Source organism: Prosthecobacter sp. Pr1 (genome assembly GCF_057652315.1).
Genome location: NZ_JBYFBS010000004.1, coordinates 223,825 through 245,685 on the forward strand (window position 1 = coordinate 223,825; position 21,861 = coordinate 245,685).

The 21,861-nt window shown below is 59.2% G+C and carries 17 protein-coding genes; 6 read left to right on the forward strand and 11 right to left on the reverse strand.

What is annotated here, in order from left to right; translation table 11 throughout:
* Nucleotides 1–17: 17 nt before the first annotated feature.
* The gene (locus AC24GY_RS08570) at nucleotides 18–1,670 is read right to left on the reverse strand and encodes an alkaline phosphatase family protein (RefSeq protein ID WP_487681999.1); all 1,653 of its coding nucleotides are present in this window, start codon (nucleotides 1,668–1,670) and stop codon (nucleotides 18–20) included.
* 138 nt (nucleotides 1,671–1,808) lie between these two features.
* Here AC24GY_RS08570 and AC24GY_RS08575 point away from each other — a divergent pair, with 138 nt between their 5' ends.
* Nucleotides 1,809–2,561, forward strand: a complete 753-nt coding sequence (locus AC24GY_RS08575) for an ABC transporter ATP-binding protein (protein WP_487682001.1) — start codon at nucleotides 1,809–1,811, stop codon at nucleotides 2,559–2,561.
* A 36-nt stretch (nucleotides 2,562–2,597) separates the two neighbouring features.
* On the opposite strand, the gene AC24GY_RS08580 is transcribed toward AC24GY_RS08575, so the two are convergent.
* Nucleotides 2,598–2,885, reverse strand: coding sequence for a VF530 family protein (locus AC24GY_RS08580; RefSeq protein ID WP_422321244.1), 288 nt, complete (start codon nucleotides 2,883–2,885; stop codon nucleotides 2,598–2,600).
* Nucleotides 2,886–2,905: 20 nt separating this feature from the next.
* Nucleotides 2,906–3,616 carry a lysozyme inhibitor LprI family protein gene (locus tag AC24GY_RS08585; RefSeq protein ID WP_487682003.1) on the reverse strand — a complete coding sequence of 237 codons (711 nt, stop codon included), beginning with the start codon at nucleotides 3,614–3,616 and terminating at the stop codon, nucleotides 2,906–2,908.
* A 197-nt stretch (nucleotides 3,617–3,813) separates the two neighbouring features.
* On the opposite strand from AC24GY_RS08585, the gene AC24GY_RS08590 reads away from it, so the two are divergent.
* A complete protein-coding gene (locus tag AC24GY_RS08590) occupies nucleotides 3,814–4,689 on the forward strand; it encodes a hypothetical protein (protein WP_487682005.1) in 876 nt (291 codons plus the stop codon).
* On the opposite strand, the gene AC24GY_RS08595 is transcribed toward AC24GY_RS08590, so the two are convergent.
* A complete protein-coding gene (locus AC24GY_RS08595; RefSeq protein WP_487682007.1) occupies nucleotides 4,670–5,629 on the reverse strand; it encodes a hypothetical protein in 960 nt (319 codons plus the stop codon). The two genes, AC24GY_RS08590 and AC24GY_RS08595, sit on opposite strands and share 20 nt — an antisense overlap.
* A gap of 63 nt (nucleotides 5,630–5,692) precedes the next feature.
* On the opposite strand from AC24GY_RS08595, the gene AC24GY_RS08600 reads away from it, so the two are divergent.
* The 4 genes from AC24GY_RS08600 (at nucleotide 5,693) to AC24GY_RS08615 (ending at nucleotide 14,289) form a co-directional block, all read left to right on the forward strand.
* Nucleotides 5,693–9,682, forward strand: coding sequence for an outer membrane protein assembly factor BamB family protein (locus AC24GY_RS08600; RefSeq protein WP_487682009.1), 3,990 nt, complete (start codon nucleotides 5,693–5,695; stop codon nucleotides 9,680–9,682).
* A gap of 10 nt (nucleotides 9,683–9,692) precedes the next feature.
* Nucleotides 9,693–10,997: a M20 metallopeptidase family protein gene (locus AC24GY_RS08605; RefSeq protein ID WP_487682011.1), complete on the forward strand. Its 1,305-nt coding sequence runs from the start codon at nucleotides 9,693–9,695 to the stop codon at nucleotides 10,995–10,997.
* Between the two features lie 286 nt (nucleotides 10,998–11,283).
* Entirely contained in the window at nucleotides 11,284–11,508 is a 225-nt protein-coding gene (locus AC24GY_RS08610; protein ID WP_487682013.1) for a hypothetical protein, read from the forward strand.
* A gap of 288 nt (nucleotides 11,509–11,796) precedes the next feature.
* Nucleotides 11,797–14,289 carry an autotransporter domain-containing protein gene (locus AC24GY_RS08615; RefSeq protein ID WP_487682015.1) on the forward strand — a complete coding sequence of 831 codons (2,493 nt, stop codon included), beginning with the start codon at nucleotides 11,797–11,799 and terminating at the stop codon, nucleotides 14,287–14,289.
* Nucleotides 14,290–14,356: 67 nt separating this feature from the next.
* Here AC24GY_RS08615 and polX read toward each other — a convergent pair whose 3' ends face one another.
* The 7 genes from polX to AC24GY_RS08650 form a co-directional block, all read right to left on the reverse strand.
* A complete protein-coding gene (gene polX, locus AC24GY_RS08620; RefSeq protein ID WP_487682017.1) occupies nucleotides 14,357–16,105 on the reverse strand; it encodes a DNA polymerase/3'-5' exonuclease PolX in 1,749 nt (582 codons plus the stop codon).
* 49 nt (nucleotides 16,106–16,154) lie between these two features.
* Entirely contained in the window at nucleotides 16,155–17,174 is a 1,020-nt protein-coding gene (lpxD, locus tag AC24GY_RS08625) for a UDP-3-O-(3-hydroxymyristoyl)glucosamine N-acyltransferase (protein ID WP_487682019.1), read from the reverse strand.
* A 25-nt stretch (nucleotides 17,175–17,199) separates the two neighbouring features.
* Nucleotides 17,200–18,222 carry a fatty acid desaturase family protein gene (locus AC24GY_RS08630; protein WP_487682020.1) on the reverse strand — a complete coding sequence of 341 codons (1,023 nt, stop codon included), beginning with the start codon at nucleotides 18,220–18,222 and terminating at the stop codon, nucleotides 17,200–17,202.
* Between the two features lie 86 nt (nucleotides 18,223–18,308).
* Nucleotides 18,309–19,085, reverse strand: coding sequence for a YdcF family protein (locus AC24GY_RS08635; RefSeq protein ID WP_487682022.1), 777 nt, complete (start codon nucleotides 19,083–19,085; stop codon nucleotides 18,309–18,311).
* On the reverse strand, nucleotides 19,082–19,852 hold the full coding sequence (locus tag AC24GY_RS08640; protein ID WP_422322621.1) for an ABC transporter permease: 771 nt from the start codon (nucleotides 19,850–19,852) through the stop codon (nucleotides 19,082–19,084). Before AC24GY_RS08640 ends, AC24GY_RS08635 begins: the two co-directional genes overlap by 4 nt.
* Complete coding sequence (locus AC24GY_RS08645; protein ID WP_487682024.1) at nucleotides 19,849–20,706, reverse strand: ABC transporter permease; 858 nt, start codon at nucleotides 20,704–20,706, stop codon at nucleotides 19,849–19,851. Before AC24GY_RS08645 ends, AC24GY_RS08640 begins: the two co-directional genes overlap by 4 nt.
* On the reverse strand, nucleotides 20,703–21,809 hold the full coding sequence (locus tag AC24GY_RS08650; protein ID WP_487682026.1) for an ABC transporter ATP-binding protein: 1,107 nt from the start codon (nucleotides 21,807–21,809) through the stop codon (nucleotides 20,703–20,705). Before AC24GY_RS08650 ends, AC24GY_RS08645 begins: the two co-directional genes overlap by 4 nt.
* Nucleotides 21,810–21,861: the final 52 nt, after the last annotated feature.

A 21,861-nucleotide genomic window follows, 5' to 3' on the forward strand; every position in this document is an offset into this window, starting at 1 on the left:
ATTAAGCCACATTTCCCTCACTTCAGCGCCCGGACCAGCGGCTTCCCCATGCACACTGGCGGCTCCTGAATCCCCAGCCCCGCTGAAAGCGTCGGCGCAAGGTCCGTGATGCTGAACTCATCCGCATAGCGCCCCGCCTTGAACGGCGCACCGTAGAAGATGATGGGAATGTGCGTGTCATACGAAAAAGGCGAACCATGCGTCGTCCCCGTCGCAGCCTTCCCTGTGCCCGCAATCAGCCAGGGCTTGAGAATCAGCACCGCATCACCGCTGCGCTCGCCATTGAACCCGTTGGCAATGCGCTGGCCGATCACGCCCGGGGCGCGACCTTCCAGCAATTGCTCACGGCCATAAACGGCATGAAACACGCCGGTGGAAAGCGCCCACTCACGAATGAAAGCGGTAAGCGTCTCTGGCAGGAGCTTTTTCTCCTCCAAAACAGCGTGGTCATAATACAAGTTTCCGTCCACCAAGCGTGGCTTCAGACTGCCCTTGGCAGACAAAAAGTAACGTCCCGCTCCGAAGTGTTCCACCACCTTGGTCTGCAACTCTCCGAGCATGTCAGCGACGGGCGGGCGGCCGCCATCCAGCCCCAGCTCCTTCGCATTTTCAGGATTCGGTGCCACGCCGTGGTCGGCGGTCAGCACCATCACCACGTTGGCCAGCCCGACCTTTTTGTCGAGGTAGGCAAAGAGCTCCTTCAACTGCCGGTCCAGCCTCAAAGTGATGTCCTGCACCTCCTGTGAATAGGGTCCAAACTTGTGGCCGCAGTAGTCGATGGAGGAAAACGAAACACAAAGCAAATCGGGCTGGGTCCCCTGCCCCAGTTTCTCACCTTCAATGGCCGCTTTCGCGAACTCGGCCAAAAGCTGATTGCCAAACGGAGTGGAGAGGATCGGCTCATAACCTTCCGCCTCTTCCTTGATCACCTTGTGCGGAAAGGTGCTGGTCGCTTCACCGGCCAGATGGGATTCGCCCGCGGCCGCATCCGGCATGGGATACTGCTTCTCATCCAGCAGCCGGTCCCAGGTCTGTCCCACAAAGGCATCCGGCCTCTTGCTGTCGTTAAAAGCCTTCACCCAGGCCGGCAGCTCCTTCTCATAGTAGCTGCTGGTGATGAAATTTCCCGTGGCCGACTCAAACCAATACGCCCCCGTGGGCTTTTTCCCGGCTGGCAGGATGGCCCCGCGATCCTTCACGGACATGCTGACCACCTTGGAGCCCCAGTGCAGCCGCATTTGATCCGCCACAGTCGCACCGATGAAATTGCGCGGCGACATCTTCCCCGCCTTCGCGTCTGGCTGAGTGCCCACGCCCGTCACGCTGGAATCCTCCACGCAGTACATCATGGCGCCGCTGCGCTTGTCAAACCAGTCATTGCCGATGACCCCGTGCATCATCGGCGAGCTGCCGCTGAAGAAGCTCGCATGCCCCGGTGCGGTGACAGTGGGATAATAATTGTACTGGGCGAAGGTCATGAAGGCACCTTTGTCCGTGAGCTCGCGGAACCCGCCTTCGACAAACTGATGATGAAAGCGGTCCAGGTAGTCGTAGCGCAACTGATCCACCAGAATCGCGACAACAAGCTTCGGGGCCTTGGGCGGCGCAGCCTGGGCTCCAGCGGAGCAAGCGGCGAGGGCGAGGAGAGAGATCAGGGTGCGATACTTCATAGGTGGAATGGGAGCGCAGTAAACAACCGGAAAGCAGCGAAAGTTTCAAGCGCTTCAGATCATCATGAGCCTTGGTGCACTCCTGACTTGAACTGAAAGGCAACCGCAGGCATCAAGACTGCGTAGAATCCCCACGTAATGACCTCCCCTGAAACCACCCAGCTCGCAGCACATGTGAAGGGCATTTCCAAAAGCTTTGGCGATGGCGGCTCCAGGCTGCAGGTGTTGAAGGAAATTGATCTGGAGGTGCGCCGTGGAGATATCACCATGCTGGTGGGGCCGTCGGGCTGCGGCAAGACAACGCTCATCAGCATCATCGCCGGCACCCTGAAGGCGGATGCAGGGGAGCTGACCGTGTTTGGCCATGATCTGCGCAAGATGTCCACGGCGGCGATCACGCGTTTTCGCTCACGGCACATCGGTTTCATTTTCCAGTCCTTCAATCTCATCCCGACGCTGACCTGCGCGGAAAACGTGAGCGTGCCGCTGCTGATTCAAGGTGTGGGAGCATCCAAGGCGGAAAAGCGGGCGAAGGAAGTCTTGGATCAGGTGGGTCTGGGAGACCGCTTCAAAAACCGCCCCTCACAGCTTTCCGGCGGGCAGCAGCAGCGCGTGGCCATCGCACGTGCGCTGGTGCATGAGCCGCAGCTCATCATCTGCGACGAACCCACCGCCGCATTGGACGCGAAGAACGGCCACGTGGTGATGGAACTCTTCGAACACGTGGCGCGCGGCAAAGATCGCGCCGTCTTGATCGTGACACACGACAACCGCATCTTTCACCACGCCAACCGCATCGCCAACATGGACGACGGCCGCGTGGTGGAAATCCATGATGTGGATGCCAACCATCCACCGCCAGAGCATTTGAAGCAGGTGGAGCGGCTGTGAAAAAGCAGTCCAGTTGCGCCGCAACTGGAATTCTGCTCACTCTGGTTGCGGCGCAACCGGGCTGCTTTCATCGCCTTCTACTTGCGGCAGGGCCTGCGGCTGCATATCCGGCAGTGAATCGATATAAAGAGCCTCCACCTTCTCACGCGCCCACGGCGTGCGGCGGAGGAAAACGAGGCTGGACTTGATGCTGGGCTGCCAGTTGAAGCAGTTGATCGGGATCATCCGGCCGAGCATCTCCCAGCCGTAGTGTTCGACGAGCTGCGTGACGATCATTTGAAGGGTGATGCCATGGAGCGGATTTTTGGGGCCGGCGGCGTGCATGATGAGTTCGTAGTTTGAGTTTATTCTTCCGGCAGGTCGCCTGATTTCGCGGCTTTGACAATCTTCGCCTGCGCCTTGGCGTCCAGTGCTTTCACTTTGACATAGCTGCCATCAAAATAAGCGCGTGCACCATGATAGTAGCCGGTATTCGCACCGATGACTTCGAGCTTCTTGTCACGGAGGATGAAACTGAGATTGGCCTCATCGGTCTTCTCTTTGTCCCGGCCCTTGTCACTGAACCAGCCGATGTTAGGATTCCATGCCGCAATGCCCGAAAGCCCGCCCACATGCGAGGTGGGGCCGCGCACGCATTGGATGATGAAATGCAGATGCCCCTCACGCTCCACGAGCTCAATGCTGCCGCCGTAGCTGTCGGTCCAGTAGCCGGTCAGCGTTTCGTCTTTCCACTCATGAATCAAACCTTTGAGCCACTCCGTGCGCATGTCTTCGAGACCCGCGGCAGCCTCCAGATATTCCGGCGCATCCAAGGCCAGCTCTCCCTGAGCATCCGCGCCGGTATACATGGGCGAGCGCGCGAGATAATCGCGGTATTCCACCCAGGCGCGCTGGTCATCCTTGAGCTTGTTGAACTCCTCTTCCGGCAGCGCCTGCTTGGCCGCAGACCAGGCTGCGTTCAGGGCGCGATCCGCTTTGTCGAACGCCGCTTTCGCCCCCTTGGCATCCAGAGGTTTGTCCTGCGCGCTGACGGTGCAGAGGCAAGCCGTTAGCATCAGAAGTGTGAAGAATGAAATCGCGTTTCGCATGTGGCATCAGATTAGCTCCGGGCACCGTCATGTCCATGCTTTGCCGCCTGTTATTTCGATCCCTTGATCATCAAGTCTTGGCAGGTTTTGAATGCATGTTCACGCCTTGCCAACAAATCTTTTGTCTCTAGCCTCCGCCGTCTCCGCTCCCCTACGTCATCTACATGAATCTCTACGAACAATTCGTCCAATGGGCCGGCAGTTTGAATGCACAGCAGATGGCGGACTGGTTGCGTCATCTGGAATGGAACCGCGTGGTGCCGGAGATCACGGGCAAGTTCATCGGTTTCCTGCTCGGATTTGGCGCCAGCTGGTTCCTGCTCTTCCGCCGCCATTTGAAATCACTCGACCGCCTGCGCCGTGGAGATTCGGACGACGTGCTGTTTCAGGCCCACTTTCTCGCGCCCGTGCCAGGCTCGGACAAATACGTCCTCCTCTTTCGCAATCTGATGCCAAGCACCACGGTGAACGATCTCTACGACAATCCTGCCGCACGCAAAATCGTGCGCGAACTGGCAGACATCACCACCCTGCAAAAGCCGGTGCTGCGCACGGAAGGCGTGCTGGGCTTTGAATTGCTCAACGATGCCTTCAACCACATCGCCGGACATCTGGCCGTCACACCGTTTCCTCGTGATACCTGGCTCTTCGCCATGACCTGCGAAGACCGCCAGGTGGTGCGGCGCAAATGCGTCCGCTGCTTCCTCGTCCGTCCCGCCGAGCTGGAACGCTTCGCCAACTGGCGCTGGTGCCGTGACAACGTGGTCTGCGAACAACCCTGGCACTGGTACCGCATCGTCGCACTGCACCAGTTGGCCACCGTCTGGCAGGAAGAGGAGAAGGCCGCACAAAACCCCTCTCCAAAAACGCAGGGCATGCCGCTCGTGGACAAGCACGCCACCCACCGCCGCATCCGCGCACTGTCCGCCGGCATCTTCGCCAACGAAAAACCCGTGGGCACGCCGGCACAGATCGACTGGCCTGCGCAGGAGTGGGAGCTCAAGAAGCTGGGCCTCGACCTCAACGCGACGAACCCTTGAGCCATCCGAGCACAAGGATCAGCGCCAGCAGCCCAAGACCCATGGCCCAATACAACCGCGAGCGGTCAGGCTCAGTCTGGGGCACAGATGGTTGCCCCTCAATCTTGACCGTCTGCGGCAGCAGATCGGCGATCTGACTTAACTCCGGCAGTTGCTGCCCGGGCTGCGCCTGAGCCTTCACCATCTGCTTCCAGTCCACCGCCATCACGAGATCCACGCCGGGATTTTGCTCCTTCACCTGGCAGGAGCAGGAGCCGATGAGAAACTGCGCCGCACGATCCACCGTTTCCACCTTGATGCCTTTGCCCACCAGCGCATAAAGCACCCGGCCCTGGCCAAAAATCGGAAACGCGATCGGCTCATTGAGGCTGCGCAGGTCCGGCTCACTCGCCAGCAGCATCGCTATGAAGGCACTCTCGGCAGCATCATCGCGTTTCAGCCTCAGCGTCGAAAAAGCCAGGCGCAATCCATCGCCAGGAATCGAAACGAGGCCGTTCTTCACATCCTGCTGGTCCAGCTTCGGCAGTTCCATCACGCTGCTCAAGTATTCGAGGCGTTCATCAAGAAATTTTGCCGCCGCAGCGTCCTTCGTCTTGTCACCACATTCCAGCAGCACCCACACGGCGCTTTCGCCATTGGCGAGTCTCTCCGCGATCTGCTGCCGCGCCGGTGAATCCACCAGCAGCTTGGCATTCGCCTCGGTATAATCCGCGGACCAGATCACCTCATCGTTCCGCATCATAAGCGGCTGCCGCAGTTCAATGCGTTGCGCAGCGCCGAACGTGACCTTGAAGTTGCCCTCCAATTTCACTCCATGCGGCACGCTGACCCGGTAGGGATCTGCAGCCCAATGCTCCAGTGCATAACGAAACACCGGGACGGAGCATGCGAACGCAGTGGTCGCGCACAAGAGGAGGATGAGGACAAGACGACGCAGCATGGGCACCGCACAATACGCAGCACTTTGGATGAATTCGCATCCCATGCGCGTTTTAGTTCGATCATGCGACCGCTCCTGCTCCTCCTGCTTGCTCTTTCCACCGCCAGCGCCGACTGGCCGACCTACCTGCACGACGCCTCACGCGTCGGAGCGACCACGGAAAACATCCGGCTCCCGCTGCAGTCCGCATGGACCTTTGAATCCGCCTCCTCACCGCAGATGGCCTGGGCCGGTGAGGATGGCAGAGTCTTTGAAAGTCACGTGACCCTGAACCGCATCCGCTTTGATGAGGTGTTTCATGTCGCCATCAGCGCGGGGAAGATCTTTTTTGGCTCATCCGTGGATGGCCGCGTGATCTGCCGCGATCTCGCGACTGGCAAGGACCTGTGGTCGTTCTTCACCAATGGCCCCGTGCGTCTGGCACCAGCCATCGCAGATGGAAAAGTCTATGTGGGCTCCGATGACGGCTACGCCTACTGCCTCGACGCCCAAACTGGCAGCCTTGTGTGGAAGCTCCGCGCCGGACCGCACGACGAGCGCATCCTCGCCCGTGGCCGCATGATCTCACGCTGGCCGGTGCGCACGGGATTGCTGGTCGATGACGGCATCGCCTATTTCGGTGCGGGCGTGTTTCCGCATGAGAAAGTCTTCATCTACGCCGTCGAGGCGGCCACCGGGAAGATCATCTGGAAAAACGACGCGATCAGCGAGAAGGACGCCGGTCGCAACGACCTCTCTCCCCAGGGCTACCTGCTCGCGACGAAGGACATTCTTTTTGTTCCTTCCGGCAGATCACTCGCGGTGTCGATTGATCGCAAAACAGGCGAACTCATCGCCAAACCCGAACCCGGCTGGCGTGGCGATGCAGGCGGCCCCATCGGCGGCACGCAGGCCTTTCTGGCCGACGATCAAATCTACGCCGTGGGCGAGCATCACATCCTCGCCTTGGATCAGGAGAAGCAAAAATCAGGCTATGCCTGGTTTGCTGGCACTCAGATGACCTTGGCCGGCGACATGGGCTACATGGCCAACGGCACCAAAATCATCGCGGTGGACCGCACCAAGCACGCCGAAGGCACCCGCATCCGCCACGCCCATGAAGTGGCCATTTCCAAGCTCAGCGCCGATTTGAAAAAACATCCTGCGGTCGCCGCAGCAAAGAAGTTCCAGGCAGCCGAAGCCGCTGCGCGCAAGGTGAAGGACGATCCTGCGGCCTTTGCCACGGCCCAGGCGGATCTCGCCGCCATCGCCGAGAAATACGAACCGCTGCGCATTGCCTACAAAGCAAAGCAGGACGAGATCGCGAAACACAAGGCCGACCTGGCCGCATCCACGGATGCCGGTGTCAAATGGTCGCTCGATACACCTCATCAATCCGCACTGATCATCGCGGGCAAAACCGTCATAGCAGGCGGAAAAGGTGAAGTGATCGCGATTGATGCCGAAACCGGCAAGCAGGCATGGAAAGCAACCTTGGATGGCGAAGCGCGTGGTCTGGCTGCCTCAGACGGTCATCTCGTCGTCAGCACCACCACGGGCCGCATTTACGTCTTTGGCACCAAAGCAGCAGACATGATCGCTGAGAAGAAGCCGAATGATTTCCCTTCGGACAAAGCCCATGCAGAAGCAGCAGAAGCCATCTTGAAACAAACCGGTATCACCAAAGGCTTCTGCATCGTGCTAGGCAACGATCAAGGAAAGCTCGCCTATGAACTCGCCAAACGCAGCGAACTCGTGATCTTCGGTGTCGATGCCGATGAGAAAAAAGTCGCCGCCGCACGCCGGGAACTCCTCGCCACGGGCCTCTACGGCACCCGCATCACGGTGGATCACCTCGATCTCGCGGTGATGCCGTATTCAAGCTACTGCGCGAATTTGATCGTGAGCGACAGCTCAGAGCCGCTGGGTGTACCTGCAGATGTCGCACGGCACTTGAAGCCCATTGGCGGCAAGTTCTGCTTCAAGGCGACACCCCAAACCGCAACCTGGCTCGCCGCAACAAAACTGACGGATGAAAAAGCCACCGTTTCGAGCAACGATGGCTGGAGCGTGCTCACGCGTTCCTCCCTTCCTGGCGCGAGCTCCTGGTCTCACCAGTATGGCAATGCAGCGAACACTTCGAGCACCGACGACCACCGCATCAAAGGCGGCCTGAGCGTGCTCTGGTACGGCGATCCCGGCCCCGGCAAAGTGGTCAATCGTCACGACGGAGCCGTGGGGCCGCTCTCGGTGAACGGCCGCCTGTTTGTGCAGGGAGAAGACAGCGTGATGGCCTACGACGCCTACAACGGCCAGCTGCTCTGGGAGACCAAGAACCCGGGTGCCATGCGCATCGGCGTGTACAACGCCCGCGAACCCGGCAACATGGCCGCGAGCGACGACTACCTCTTCATGCTCATGGAGGATGAGTGCATCCAGTTTGATGCGGCCACGGGCAAGATCGTGCGCACCCTGAAAATCCCCGGCGCAGGCACCAAAAAAGATCTGCAGTGGGGCTACATCGCCTATCAGGATGGCCTGCTCTATGGCACCGAAACCGAGCGCGTCGAAAAGGCTGCCGAAGTGGCACGCCGCGGCAAGAGCGGATCAATCTCGACCGACCGCATCTTTGCCTTCGACGTAAAGACCGGCGCGCTGAAATGGACTCATCAGGGCAAGCACATCTCCCACGTCAGCATCGCCATTGGAGACGGCCGCCTGTTCTTCATCGATGCCTCACTCACCCCCGAACAGCGTGCCCTCATGCTGGCAGAGGACAAGACCGCCCTTGCCAAACTCACCGGCAAAGAGCGCGAACTGGCCGAGGACCGCGTGAAAAACAACGACCTGCGCATGGCCGTGGCGCTCGATGCCGCCACCGGCGTCCAGCAATGGGCCAAACCCGTCGATGTGACGGACTGCAGCGAGATCGGCATCGGCGGCGGTGCCCTGACCCTCATGTATCACAACGGCCACCTCGTGCTCGGTGGTGCCAACGCCAACGGCCACTACTGGGAGCAGTTTTTGAGCGGTGAGTTCAAACGCCGTCGCCTCGTCGTGCTGGATGCGAACAAAGGCGACAAAGTCTGGGCCAAGGACGCGAACTACCGCCACCGCCCGGTGGTGATCGACAACGAAATCATCGCCGAACCCTGGAGCTACGATCTTTACACCGGAACACAGAAAACGCGCAAACATCCCATCACAGGCGAGGAGTCCGCATGGATGTTCGCCCGCCCCGGCCACCACTGCGGCGCGATTTCGGCCACCCCCAACATGATGTTCTTCCGCTCCAAGTTCACCGCGTTCTATGATCGCGACAGCGACAGCGGCACCGAGCATTTTGCCGGCCATCGTCTCGGCTGCTGGATCAACACCATCCCCGCCAACGGTCTCGTCATGATCCCCGAGGCCAGCGCAGGCTGCGTCTGCCTCTTCTCCATCGCCAGCACCGTGGTGTTTGAACCGCGTGAAGACCGCATGAACTGGGGCGTCTACAGCGCCGACGGCCCTTCCCTGCCTGTGCAGCACATGGCTTTGAATCTCGGAGCACCAGGAGACCGCCGCGATGCACACGGCAAGCTCTGGCTCGGCTACCCACGCCCCAGCAGCCGTGCGGGCATCGATCTGCCGCTGGACTTCAAACCGCAATACTCCAGCAAAACCGGCGGCGCGTATGCCTTCAACTCCGAAAGCCCTTCCATCGCAGGCCACGACACTCCCTGGATCTTCACCAGCGGTCTGCGCGAACTGACGAAGCTCGACATCCCGCTTCTCGCCAAAGGCCAGCCGCCCGCGACCTACACCGTGAAACTCATGTTTGCAGCGCTGCCAGACGATAAGCCCGGAGAGCGCGTCTTCGACGTCAAGCTCGGTGACAAGATCGTGCTCAAAGCCTTTGACCCCACCACCCGCAAGGGAGCCATCGTGGAGCAGTTTGAAAACATTCCAGTGACCGACAACCTCATGCTGGAGCTGATTCCCGCATCTCCCACCAGCGCCCCCATCCTCAATGGCATCGAAATCCTGCGCACCAACGCCAAGGAAATCACCGCAGGAGTGGCGCAAAGGTAAGGCGTCCCCCATGAAGCACTTCATCCTTCCTCTCATCCTCTGCGCGTCGTCCTTCGCCGCAGACACCCGCGACGCCATCTTCCAAAAGAGCATCGCAGAGATGTTTCCGCAGCTCGTGCAAATCAGGCGGGACATTCACATGCACCCGGAATTGTCGAACGAGGAGGTGCGCACCTCAAAGCTGGTGGCGGATCGCTTGAAGGAGCTCGGCTTCACCGACATCAAGACCGGCGTGGCCAAGCATGGCGTGGTGGCGCTTCTCAAAGGCGCCAAGGACGGCCCTTGCGTGGCCGTGCGTGCGGACATGGATGCCCTGCCCATCAAGGAACTGCGCAGCGTGCCCTACCGCTCACAAAACCCCGGCGTCATGCATGCCTGCGGTCATGACGTGCACGTGACCTGCGCTCTCGGCGTGGCAGAGCTCCTTTCCAAGCATCGCGATCAAATCAAAGGCAGCGTGAAGTTCCTCTTTCAGCCCGCTGAAGAAGCCATGCCCGCCACTTTCAAAGGCGACTGGGGTGCCAAGCTCATGGTGGCTGAGGGCGCGATGGAAAATCCAAAGCCTGCGGCGGTTTTCGGCCTCCACACCACAGCCGTGGTGCAGCCTGCGGGAGTCACGGATGATGCCGTGCATTATCTGAAGGCCGGACAGATCGGCTACACACCCGGCATCGACAATGCGAACAGCGACCGCTTCCACATCACCATTCATGGCAAGATGGCGCACGGTTCCGCGCCGCACAAAGGCGTGGATGCCATCGCCGTGGCCGCAGAGGCCATCATGGCGCTGCAGATGATCAAAAGCCGCCAGACCAACACCCGCCAGCCGCTCGTCATCAGCATCGGCACCATCAGCGGTGGTGACCGCGAGAACATCGTCGCGGAGAAAGTCGAACTCGGCGGCACCGTGCGCACTTACGATGCAGCTTTTCGTGACGGCATCATCGAGCAGATGGAGCGCATCCTCAAAGGCATCACTTCAGCCCACGGCGCCACCTACGAGATGGAGTATCGCAAAACCTACCCCAGCATTCTGAATGACCGCAAGCTCATCGATGCCACGCTGCCAGCCTTCAAACGAATCGTCGGTGAGCAGAACGTCGTTGAACTCATCCCCGGCATGGGCGGTGAAGACTTCAGCTACTTCGCGCAGGTCGTGCCCGGCTTCTACTTCCGCCTCGGTGTCGCGAATGAGGAGAAAGGCATGACCTACGGCGGCCACACGCCCATGTACGACTGCGATGAAGAGAGTCTCAAAACCGGCGTGGCCGTGATGGCGGCGGCAGTGTGTGATTTTCTGGATGCAAGCAAATGACCATCGCGGCGTTTCAGCATGACCATGCAGGCCAACCACCTCCACCGCCTCATAGTCTGTATCATCGCACTGTGCGACTGATTACAACTCACCCTACAAGGTCGAATTCACCTTCAAAGAGGAGGAGTTGATCGGCGACCTGCTCCAAGGACCACGCGGCGAATGGAAGGAAGAGGTTAGCATGCCGTACCTCGACTGGCAGGACGTCGCAAATTAGAAGCGCATCGAGCTTCCTGCCCGCTACGCGGATTTTGAAACAACGCTCCTCACCGGCGACCTGCTGTTCGTGAAAAACAACAGCGGCGAAGTTTCACACGTGGTGCTTTGGGTCGGCAAGATCAGCCGCAGCCCCGACGGCGTGCCGCTGATTCTCGACAGCACAGGCACCGGAACCAAAGTCTGCAACGGTGTGGTCATCCCCAACGGCATCCAACTGCGCCCCTTCAAACGCGGCTGCTGGTGCGCCAGCAAAGCCAGCCATGTCCTGCGCATCATTCCAGAAGGAAAGTAAAGCTGGAGAGCGGTTAACAAGCCTGGCCTTGATTGCTCAAACAGGTGGTTGTTCCCAAGCATCTCGCGAGCAGCAACCCTTTTCACTTCACCCTGCCTTTCAAGCTCGTGGTAATTGACGTGGCAGGCGCTGATTTCTGAGCACGGACGCATCAGCGGCAAACGGAAGGCAAGTAGGGTTTCACCCCATGGCAGCGCGATCACGATTCACCTATGCAGCCCCGAACGCGCGGAATGAAACCCGCACGCTCAATGCGAAAGAAACCAAACAAACATCAAATACGTGATCATGAACAAACTCACATTGAAGAAAAATAAATGGCGAAACAAGGGCTCCTGCAGTGGCCTTTCCGCCGCAGCACTGCTGGCCCTCAGCAGCCTTTGCCAGCAGGTAAAAGCGGACCAAGTCTGGGATGGTGGTGGCGGGAACGCCTTGTGGTCAAATAACGTAAACTGGGGCGCTGACACGGTGCCGAATTATGCCATTGGCCTTCAGTTTGGGGGGCTTGTGAACCTTACCCCGTCGAATGACGCCACGGCCACCGCTGCTGGCCTCACCTTCAATCTAGGTGCGGGCGCTTTCAATCTTATTGGGAATGCCATTACTCTCACGGGAAGTATCATCAACAATTCGGCCAACGTGCAGACAATTGGCTTTGGTGGTACGGGCATCACTCTGGGCGCAGGACAGGCGTGGGATTCAGGGGCTGTCCCATTGGGGGGGCTGAATGTGGGCTCTGCGGTCAATCTGTCAGGCCAGGCACTGACGGTCGATGGCACCAACAATACGACCATTTCGGGCGCGATCTCTGACACGGGTGTCGGCGGCTCACTGGTCAAAAATGGTGCAGGAACGCTTCTTTTGAGCGGCACGAACACTTTCACTGGTCCAACCACCGTCAATCTGGGCGTTCTGCAGCTTCAAAACGGCTCAGCCATTGCAGATACTGCTGCAGTGACCGTGACGGCACCGGGTTCACTCGAGCTGCTCAATGATGAAACCATCGGCAGCCTTGCGGGCAGCGGCAACACCACCCTCAACGCCAACACACTGACAACAGGCGGTGACGGCACTTCGACCACCTACAGCGGTGTTCTGAGTGGTGTCGGCGGCTCACTTGCCAAAAATGGTGCTGGAACGTTCACGACATCGAACCTCCTCCCCAACACCTATACGGGCACCACGGCAGTCAACGCGGGAACTCTCAACGTTCTGGGGACTCACCTCGGTGGCGGAGATTACACGATTGCCGCAGGCGCCACGCTTGCAGGCACGGGAACCATCACAGAGGCACCGGGTGCTTCCATCAACAACAACGGGGCGATCATTGTGGGCGATGCCACTTTGGTGATTCCTGTCGCATCCACGCTCACGATCTCCACCTCAGGTTTAGGCGCGATCAACATGGGCCTCGGCAGCTCTTTGGCCGTCGATCTCTTCACTGGGGCTGGTCTTGGTAACAACACCCTCGTTCTGGGTGCTTCTGACACGTTCATCCTGGGCGGCAATCTGAATTCTATTGCAGGCGGCACCTTGGTCATTGGCAACCCAACGGCCCTGACGGGCTTCACGGGTGGAGACAGCTGGCAGGTGGTGACTCTCCTTCCAGGTGCCACCATTACGGGCAATCTGGGTCTCACCGGCAATCTCAACACCACCGCTCTGAATCTCACGGCGACTCAGGTGGGTAATTTCAACCAGAATTCCGGTGTCTTTACGGTCATCGACACCATCACCGGTTTGCAAATGGCCAACGCCATGGGGCAGGCCGTGCTCGCAAGCACTCAGAGTGTCCTTACGGATGTGAATGGACGCCTCTTCTTCCTCCGCGCTGGCCAGGGTGACCTGTCCGAAGACAATGAATACAACGGCGGCGTGGTCGAAGGTCAGGGCGACGGTCCCGGCAAGAACCCGGCTCCGAACCCGGTGGCACAGCGCCGCACTCCTACCAACCAATGGGAGGTTTTTGCCTCGATGAATTACAACAACGCCCGGCTCGGTGCTCTCGGCAATCAGGCGGGAGTCCAGTCTGACAGTTGGAGCCCAGGAGTCGGCGCTGAGATTCATGTCACCCCGAACGTGGCCATCGGTTTCGCCCTCAACTGGCTGGAGTCCAATCAAACCTTCGCCAACGGCGTCGGCAACATGGACATGAATGGTTATGCTTTGAGCGCCTACACTTCCTACGTGAAGAAGGCCTTTTGGGCTGATTTGCTTTACAACTTCGGCAGCTATGACATCGAAACGAACCGCAACCCCATCGGCTTCGGCAATGCTCGCGGCGACACAGACGCCTACACCAACACGGTGCAGTTTAACTCGGGCTGGAACTTCCGTTTCCAGAACAACAGCCTGGTGACCGGTCCGTTCATCGGCCTCGACTACACCCACGTCTCCATTGACGCCTTTGGAGAGTCCAGCGGTGGCCTCGCAGCCCTGGCCTACAACAAAAGTACCGCCGAGTCCCTCATCTCCCGCATTGGCTGGTCGGTGAGCAAGTATGTCAAAACAGACTTCGCAGTCATTACGGCACAGGCCCGTCTGAGCTACGAGCGCCAGAATTTGAGCAACAACAACGGCACCACCGTTGGCCTCATCAACCAGCCATTCGTGGTAAGCGGCGGCAGTCAGAGCTATGGCCAGGATTACATGGTCGCAGGAGCTGGCCTGAACTTCCAGTTCACGCCAAACCTCGGTTTGCTGCTCAACTACCAGGGGCAGTTCTTCCGTCAGTCAGTGGAGGCTCATTACGTGGGCCTGCGCCTCAGCTACAAGTTCTAAGTCATTAACGTTCACCGTTAAATCCCGGGAGGCATTGCTGAAAAGCAATGCCTCCTTTTTTGCGGATCTAAAGTACGGCGCGTTTCGCCCGCAGCACTTCCTCCACCTCACCCAGCGGAAGACAGTTGATCACGTCTTTGCGCGTGAGCCAGCCTTTGCGCGCGGCTTTGATACCATAGATCACCGCCTGCAATCCGTGCGTGCTGTGGGCGTCAGGGTTGATGCTGCATTTCACGCCCTTGGCCTTCGCGAGCTTCCACCAGCGCCAGTCCATGTCGAGGCGCCAGGCACTGGCATTGAGCTCAATGATCGTGCCGGTTTCCGCTGCGGCATCGATCACCGCAGCCACGTTGACATTGTAAGCCGGGCGCTGCAGCAGCAGCCTGCCCGTGAGATGCCCCAGCATGGTGACATGTGGATTTTCAATCGCGCGAATGATGCGCTTCGTCATCTCCGCCTCGGGCAAATTGAAGACGTTGTGCACGGAGGCGACCACATAATCGAGCTGGCCCATAATCTCGTCACTGAAATCGAGGCTGCCATCCTTGAGAATGTCCACCTCGCTGCCGGCGAAGACGCGGAAGCCCTCTTCGGCCATCTCCTCATTCAGCGCCTTGATTTCTTCGATCTGTTTCAGCAGGCGCTTTTCATCAAGCCCATTCGCCTGGAAGGACGACTTGCTGTGATCGGCGATGCCGAGGTACTGCAGACCCAGCTCATGCGCCGCCTCCGCCATCTCGCGCAAGGTCGCGCCCCCGTCGCTGGCGGTAGTGTGGTTGTGGAAAACACCGCGCAGATTTTCAAGCAAGACGAGGCGCGGCAGGCCGCCGTGTTCGGCCGCGTCGATCTCGCCCGTGTTCTCACGCAACTCAGGATCGATGAAGTCGAGATCCAGTGCTCGGTAAAGCTCCGCCTCATCATGAACCGGTGGAATGACCGGCGCATCCGCATGATCCGGCACTGGAGTGAAAGCATACTCATTGAGCGACCAGCCACGCGCCAGCGCACGCTGGCGGATGGCCACATTGTGCTCCTTGCTTCCGGTGAAGTAGGCGAGTGCAAAGGGGAACTCCTTGCTCGATACGGCACGCAGATCACACTGCACCCCGTGAGTCACATGCACACTCGCCTTCGTTGGCCCTTTGGCAATGACATCCACCACCAGCGGCAGTTGCACAAAAGACTCGATCACCAGCTCCGGCTTCCGTGTGGCCACAAGGAAATCGAGATCATGCACCGTCTCCTTGCCACGGCGGAAACTGCCGCACACCTCGGCGTGCGAAACGTTCGGGTGCTGACGCAGCGCCTCTAAAATCTCCTGTACCAATGGCTGCACCAGATCCAGACGAAACTCCGCCGCATGCTGCTCACGGAAGGCGATGCTTTCGAGAATCTTCTCCACCGTTTTACCACCAAACCCGGAAAGCTTTGCCGCCTCGCCGCTCTCGCAGGCTCGCTTCAAATCGGCGATGGATGACACACCAAGCTCCGCATGCAACGCGGCCACCTTCTTCGGCCCGAGCCCCTGCACATCGAACAACTCAAACAGCGTGTCAGGAAATTCGGCCTTGAGCTTCTCGTAGAATTCCAGCTTCCCCGTCGTGGCCATTTCATGCAGCTTGTCACGCAGCGCTTCCCCCAGTCCCTTGATGCCTGCCAGCTGGTTCTCCGCCGCCAGCTTCATGATGTCCCCGCTGTAGCTTTCCACGATCTCCGCGCCGGTTCGGTAGGCGCGTACTTTAAAGCTGTTCTCCCCCTTCAGCTCCAGCAGCAGGGCGATGCGTTCGAAAATAGTGGCGGCGTCTTCGCGGGTCATGCCCCCATCATGGCGTGAGTTGCCACGAGGTGAAGCGCGAAAAAGGCCATTAAGCCTCTTTGCTGCCGTTCATCCGTTTTTCCAATGTTTTCAGCCGCCGCAAAGCTTCCGGCATCTTGGAAACGGCAATCCACTGGCGCTTCGCCTGCTTGTCCGATGCTGAAGGATACCCCAGCACGGTGTCACCCGCCGCAACGTCGCGCATCACACCCGATTTCGCACCAATGGTGGACTGCGCTCCAAGCTTGAGGTGTCCACCAATACCCGACTGCGAGGCGATAACGACATAGTCAGAGAGATGCGTGCTCCCGGCAAAGCCCACCTGGCCCATGATGAGGCAGTGGCACCCCATGACCACATTGTGTGCCACGTGCACCAGATTGTCGATCTTCGTTCCCTGCCCGATCACCGTGGAGCCCAGCGCACCGCGATCAATCGAGGTGTTGGAGCCGATCTCCACATCGTCATGAATCACGACGTTCCCCACCTGCAGCATTTTGCGGTGGTGGCCCTGGTCAAAAACATACCCGTACCCATCCGAGCCGATGGTGGTGCCCGCATGAATGTTCACGCGGTTGCCGATCTGCGTCCTGGCATACAGCACCACATTGGGATGTAGGCAGACATCCTCTCCCACCTGACTGTCCCGGCCGATGTGGTTGCCACCCATGAGCACCGAGTTCTTCCCCAGCTTGACACCGGCCCCCACGACGCAATGAGGACCGACGCTCGCAGTCACATCAATTTGCGCCGTGGCATCGACCACCGCGCTCGCATGGATGCCCGCGGCAATCCTTTCTGGCGGAAAGAACAGTGGCAGCACTTTGGCGATGGCAATTCGCGCATCCTTCACCCGGATCAGGACTTTCGTCGCAGACTCAAACCCTCGGGGCACCAAGATGGCGCTGGCCATGCCGGCTTCGGCCGCAGCCAGGTAGCTGGGCTTCTCAGCAAACGTGAGATCCCCACTTGCAGCGACATCCGCAGGAGCGATGCCCGTGAGAATGACAGATCCATCCCCCACCACTTCACCACCGATCAGCTCTGCAAGATTTGATGCGGTAAACATGTGGGGATCGGTGAGCCGGAGTCTGTTACCGTGTAGGCAGCGGCACCATGCGTTGCAGTTCTGTGTCCCAGACCTTGAGTCGCAGGCAGCGCAGGATGTCGCGCGGGCTCAGGGTGGTGACCTTCGGCTTCTGCAGTTCAGGCATGGCCTTCAGCACCTCAGGCAGGCGGTAGAAGGGAATGCGTGCGTTCAGATGATGAATATGATGGTAGCCAATGTTGGCGGAGAACCAAGCCATGAGCTTGCTGGTCTTCATGTAGCTGGAAGAATCCAGTGCGGCGCGCTCATAGGTCCAGCCCGCCTTGTCATAGAAGGCCACATCTGGAAAGTTGTGCTGCGCATAGAAGAGGTAGGACCCGATGGCATACGTGATGAAATGCGGGATCACCTGCACCAGCAGCCACATCTGCCAGCCAAAGAAATAAATCAGTGCCGCAGCGATGCCTCCGTGCACCAGCAGGGCCAGCAGGCAGTCCAGATGCTGCCGGGGCTTCATGACAAACGGCCGAAGGCACATGCCGTGCAGAAACACAAACACGTAGCCAAAGAGAATCGTCAGCGGATGACGCATGAAGAGGTAGATCAACCTCGCGGACTTGGATGCCTTCAGGTAGTGCTCCTTCGTCATGATCGGGAAGGACCCGATGTGCGACCCCTTGATCTTGGAGTTGTGATTGTGATGATGATTGTGAGAACTGCGCCAGATGCTGCTGGGACTGAGGGCGAGAATGCCAAAGCCACGCATCATCCATTCTGCGAGCTTGGAATTCGGCAGGATCGCGTTGTGCTGCTGGTCATGATAGATGACAAACAAACGCAGCAGCAGCAGTCCTGAAAGCACGCTCAGCGCCAGCTTCGCGGCAAGGTACGGAATCCACAGCGTGCCGGCGATCACAGCCAGCCAAAGCGCGGCCGTAGAAAGGATGTACCACCAGCTTTTGACGGGGTCGTCCACGGTGAAAGGCTTGGTGGCCAGGATAAGCTCGGTGCCCGTCCTGTTTCTGCCGCCAAGATTGATGGTATCGGCTAAAGCCAGGCCACTAGTCATGTGAGTTATACATGACCATCACTATGGTTCAAAAGCAAGCCTTCTTTCCTGCCTTCTAAGCAGAATGCAGGCCAAAATAAGGTGCATCAAACCCAGCCAGCGATGCGATAAGCCCACCAACCAATCATTTCGTGCATCCAGGTCTCAAAATGACACAGGTTCGTGGCATTTGGGACATTCAGCCATTTCACTTGGTGCTCACGCAAGGACTCGCTGTTGTAGTTGCAGGGCACAGCCACAACCGAGGTGCCAGCGGCTTCAAAAACAGCTCTGGCGCGGGTCATGTGGTAGGCGGATGTCACCAGCGCAACCTTCTGCCAGCCATGTTTGACCGCCAAAGCAGAGACTTTGACGGCCTCATCATGAGTATCCAGGCAGTGGCCCAGACTTTGCACCGGAATAGGTGAGATCTGCCACTCCTCCAGCCAGAGTTTGACGGCATCCGCCTCAGACTCTGTGCCACAAGACGTCTTCAGACTCCCCCCGCCAAGGACCAGCAGCTTTCCTTTGCCCTTTTTCGCAAGCATCAAGCCGGTAAACAATCGGTCCGCTCCTCCCTTCAAATGAATGCCCGCCGGCTCGTTGTGGGAGGGCTCCATGCCGCCACCAAGGACAATGACTGCGTCGCACACAGGCAGGGCGGCCACATCCACCGGAGCCCACTGAGACTCCAAGACTGCCAGCAATGAATGTGATAAGCCGGTGGCGGATGTGAGCGTCAGCAGCAGCCACGCGGTGCCCGGCAGGATCAGTGCCCGCCATCGGCGACGACGGATCATGACCCCCACCCATGCAGAAAGCATGAGCCAGATGAGTCCGGTGGGTTCCAGGAAATCAGCCAGGGATCTGAAGAAGGAGGTCATAAGCGGCGTTGAAGGCGAGAACTGCACACGGCAATCAGGAAGGTGCTGGCAATGAGCAGCGTGCTGAGCGCGTTGATCATGGGAAGACTGCGGCTGGTTTTCATCATGCTGGCGACGCGCAATGGCAGCGTGGTCGTACCGGGGCCGGAGACAAAGAAGGTGATGACATAGTCATCGATCGAAAGCGTGAAGGCCAGCAACCCGCCGGCCAGCACACCAGGCAGCAGGAGAGGCACCAGCACTTTTTTCACGGCCTTGGCCTGGGTCGCACCCAGATCACGGGCGGCATCCAGCAGGGTGAAATCGAAATCCTGCAGACGGCCCAGCACCACCATCGTCACGAAACTCAGGCAAAAGGTGACATGCGCAATCCAGATGGTGAGCATCCCGGTTTCAACGCCCGTGAGCACAAACAAGGCCAGCAGAGACATGCCCATGAGAATGTCCGGCATCACCAGCGGCAGCGTGATCAGCATGTGGTGCACGTTTTGCAGCCAGGAGCGGAACCGATGCAAAGCATAGGCCGCCAATGTGCCAAGGACCATCGCCGCCAGCGAGGCGGAGACGGCGATCTTGAGCGTGATCCAGAGCGATTCCCAGACCTCTCCCGCAGCCCAGAGCTTCTCGTACCAGTTCCAGGTGAAGCCTTCCCACTCACCGCCAAAACGCGAAGCATTGAATGAATTCACCACCAGAACTCCCAGTGGCGCGAACAGAAACAGGATCACACCAATGGTGATCACTGCAGGCAGCCAGGAGCGCTTCATTCCGCCTCCTTTCTGCCAAACTGCTGCCAGAGCACGATCACGACCATGGGCACCAGCACCGCAAGCATCAGCCCGCCCGCCAGGGCGCTCGCATGCGGCAGATTGCGGTCTGAAAACACGCGTTGGGCGATCTTGCTGCCGAGCATTTCATCCGAGGTGCCGCCCACCATCTGCGGGATGACGTACTGCCCCAGGCAGCACACAAACACCATGCCCGCCGCAGAGATGATGCCGCGGCGCACACCAGGAACGAACACCTTGGAAAACGCACGCCACGGCCCGGCTCCGAGATCCCTCGCCGCATCCAGCAGCCCAAAGTCAAACTTCTCCGCCGCAGCATAGAGCGGCAGGATCGCGAACGGCAGCTGCGTGTAGACGAGCACCAGCAGCACCGTCCCCCCATGGTTCAGCAGCACGGCATTCTCTGGAATAAGATGCAGCCCGATCAGCAGCTTCGTCAGCGGTCCTTCGGGATGCAGCAGGGATTTCCACGCAAAGATGCGGATCAGAAAATTCGAGAGAAACGGGATGACCACCAGCAGCAGCAGCACCTGCCGCATGCGCTGCCCGGCACGCGCCATTTGAAAAGCCATCGGCAGCGCCAGAGCCAGACAGACCACCGTGGTCGCCCCGCTGAGCCAGAAAGTTCGCCACAGGATGGGCAGGTAGGCAGGATCCTCCACTTCTCGCAGCGTGGCCAGCGTCCAGCCAGGCCCGACTCCTCCCTGCAAATCAGCCGGTCGAAAAGCGGTGATGATCACAAGGATGGCAGGGATCACAAAAAACACGGCAAGCCATGTGAGTGAGGGCAGTGAAATCATCCACTGCCTGGCAGTCCGGGATTCGATGCTCATGCCGCCTCCTCCAGCCGTACGACGCGGCCTTCATCCGGATGAAAACTCATCCACACTTCCGCACCGCGCGCGGGATCAATCTCTCCGCCGCTGAAGCGGCTGCGCTGCAGCTGGGCCAGGATGCTGTGCTCGCCTGCACGAATGCGGTAGCGGGTGTGTGATCCGAAATAGGCCATGTCCTCCACCACCCCAATGAAGGCATTCACCCTCTCGCCACTCGGCGGGCGGGTGAGTGTGAGGCTTATTTTTTCCGGCCTCACCATGAGCCGCAGTGTTTGGTTCGCCGAGACCGCTCCATGGCTCAGCACTAGCGGACTGCCCAATCCGTCCACCAGCACACGCACGTAGCCTTCGTGCTGCACTTCGACTGCGACCCCCGTGAAAAAATTGGCATCCCCAATGAAGGAGGCCACAAAGCTGCTGCGCGGTGTTTCATACAGATTCTCCGGCGAATCCACCTGCTCCACCTTGCCCGCATTCATCACGGCGATGCGGTCGCTCAGGCTCATCGCCTCGCCCTGATCATGGGTCACATAGATGAAGGTGGTGCCGACCTGCTCGTGAATCGTGTTCAGTTCCATGAGCATGTGCTGGCGCAGTTTGAGATCCAGCGCCGCCAGCGGCTCGTCCAGCAGCAGCACCTGGGGTCGGTTCACCAAAGCGCGCGCTATGGCCACCCGCTGCCGCTGCCCACCGCTGAGCTGGGCAGGGCGCTTTCTCGCGTGCTCGCCGAGTCGCACCAGTTCGAGCATGCGCTCCACTCCACTGCGAATTTCCTCACGCGGACGGCGGCTCATGCGCAGCCCGAAGGCGATGTTTTCCCACACGCTTAAATGCGGAAAAAGCGCGTAGTTTTGAAACACCGTGTTCACCGGACGCTGTTCGGGAGGCAGCTCGGTGATGTCCCTCCCCCCCACTAAAATCCGCCCATGGTCAGGCCGCTCGAATCCCGCAATCATCCGCAGCAGCGTGGTTTTGCCGCAGCCGCTGGGCCCGAGAAGTGAAAACGATTCCCCCTGCGCCACGGTTAACGCCACATCATCCACGGCACGCTGGGTGCCGAAGGTTTTGGAAACGTGATCAATAACGAGAAAATCTTCCATGCAGGGATGGGTCGGCACTTTAGCGTGGAAATAATGGATGTGGCAAGAAGCT

What these genes read in the sequence shown, in the direction of transcription:
- AC24GY_RS08650 (WP_487682026.1), bottom strand. Translation starts at nt 21,809, where the DNA reads ATGGAAGATTTTCTCGTTATTGATCACGTTTCCAAAACCTTCGGCACC.
- AC24GY_RS08630 (WP_487682020.1), bottom strand. Translation starts at nt 18,222, where the DNA reads ATGACTAGTGGCCTGGCTTTAGCCGATACCATCAATCTTGGCGGCAGA.
- AC24GY_RS08580 (WP_422321244.1), bottom strand. Translation starts at nt 2,885, where the DNA reads ATGCACGCCGCCGGCCCCAAAAATCCGCTCCATGGCATCACCCTTCAA.
- AC24GY_RS08595 (WP_487682007.1), bottom strand. Translation starts at nt 5,629, where the DNA reads ATGCTGCGTCGTCTTGTCCTCATCCTCCTCTTGTGCGCGACCACTGCG.
- AC24GY_RS08590 (WP_487682005.1), top strand. Translation starts at nt 3,814, where the DNA reads ATGAATCTCTACGAACAATTCGTCCAATGGGCCGGCAGTTTGAATGCA.
- AC24GY_RS08600 (WP_487682009.1), top strand. Translation starts at nt 5,693, where the DNA reads ATGCGACCGCTCCTGCTCCTCCTGCTTGCTCTTTCCACCGCCAGCGCC.
- AC24GY_RS08605 (WP_487682011.1), top strand. Translation starts at nt 9,693, where the DNA reads ATGAAGCACTTCATCCTTCCTCTCATCCTCTGCGCGTCGTCCTTCGCC.
- AC24GY_RS08570 (WP_487681999.1), bottom strand. Translation starts at nt 1,670, where the DNA reads ATGAAGTATCGCACCCTGATCTCTCTCCTCGCCCTCGCCGCTTGCTCC.
- AC24GY_RS08645 (WP_487682024.1), bottom strand. Translation starts at nt 20,706, where the DNA reads ATGAGCATCGAATCCCGGACTGCCAGGCAGTGGATGATTTCACTGCCC.
- AC24GY_RS08635 (WP_487682022.1), bottom strand. Translation starts at nt 19,085, where the DNA reads ATGACCTCCTTCTTCAGATCCCTGGCTGATTTCCTGGAACCCACCGGA.
- polX (WP_487682017.1), bottom strand. Translation starts at nt 16,105, where the DNA reads ATGACCCGCGAAGACGCCGCCACTATTTTCGAACGCATCGCCCTGCTG.
- AC24GY_RS08585 (WP_487682003.1), bottom strand. Translation starts at nt 3,616, where the DNA reads ATGCTAACGGCTTGCCTCTGCACCGTCAGCGCGCAGGACAAACCTCTG.
- AC24GY_RS08615 (WP_487682015.1), top strand. Translation starts at nt 11,797, where the DNA reads ATGAACAAACTCACATTGAAGAAAAATAAATGGCGAAACAAGGGCTCC.
- lpxD (WP_487682019.1), bottom strand. Translation starts at nt 17,174, where the DNA reads ATGTTTACCGCATCAAATCTTGCAGAGCTGATCGGTGGTGAAGTGGTG.
- AC24GY_RS08575 (WP_487682001.1), top strand. Translation starts at nt 1,809, where the DNA reads ATGACCTCCCCTGAAACCACCCAGCTCGCAGCACATGTGAAGGGCATT.
- AC24GY_RS08640 (WP_422322621.1), bottom strand. Translation starts at nt 19,852, where the DNA reads ATGAAGCGCTCCTGGCTGCCTGCAGTGATCACCATTGGTGTGATCCTG.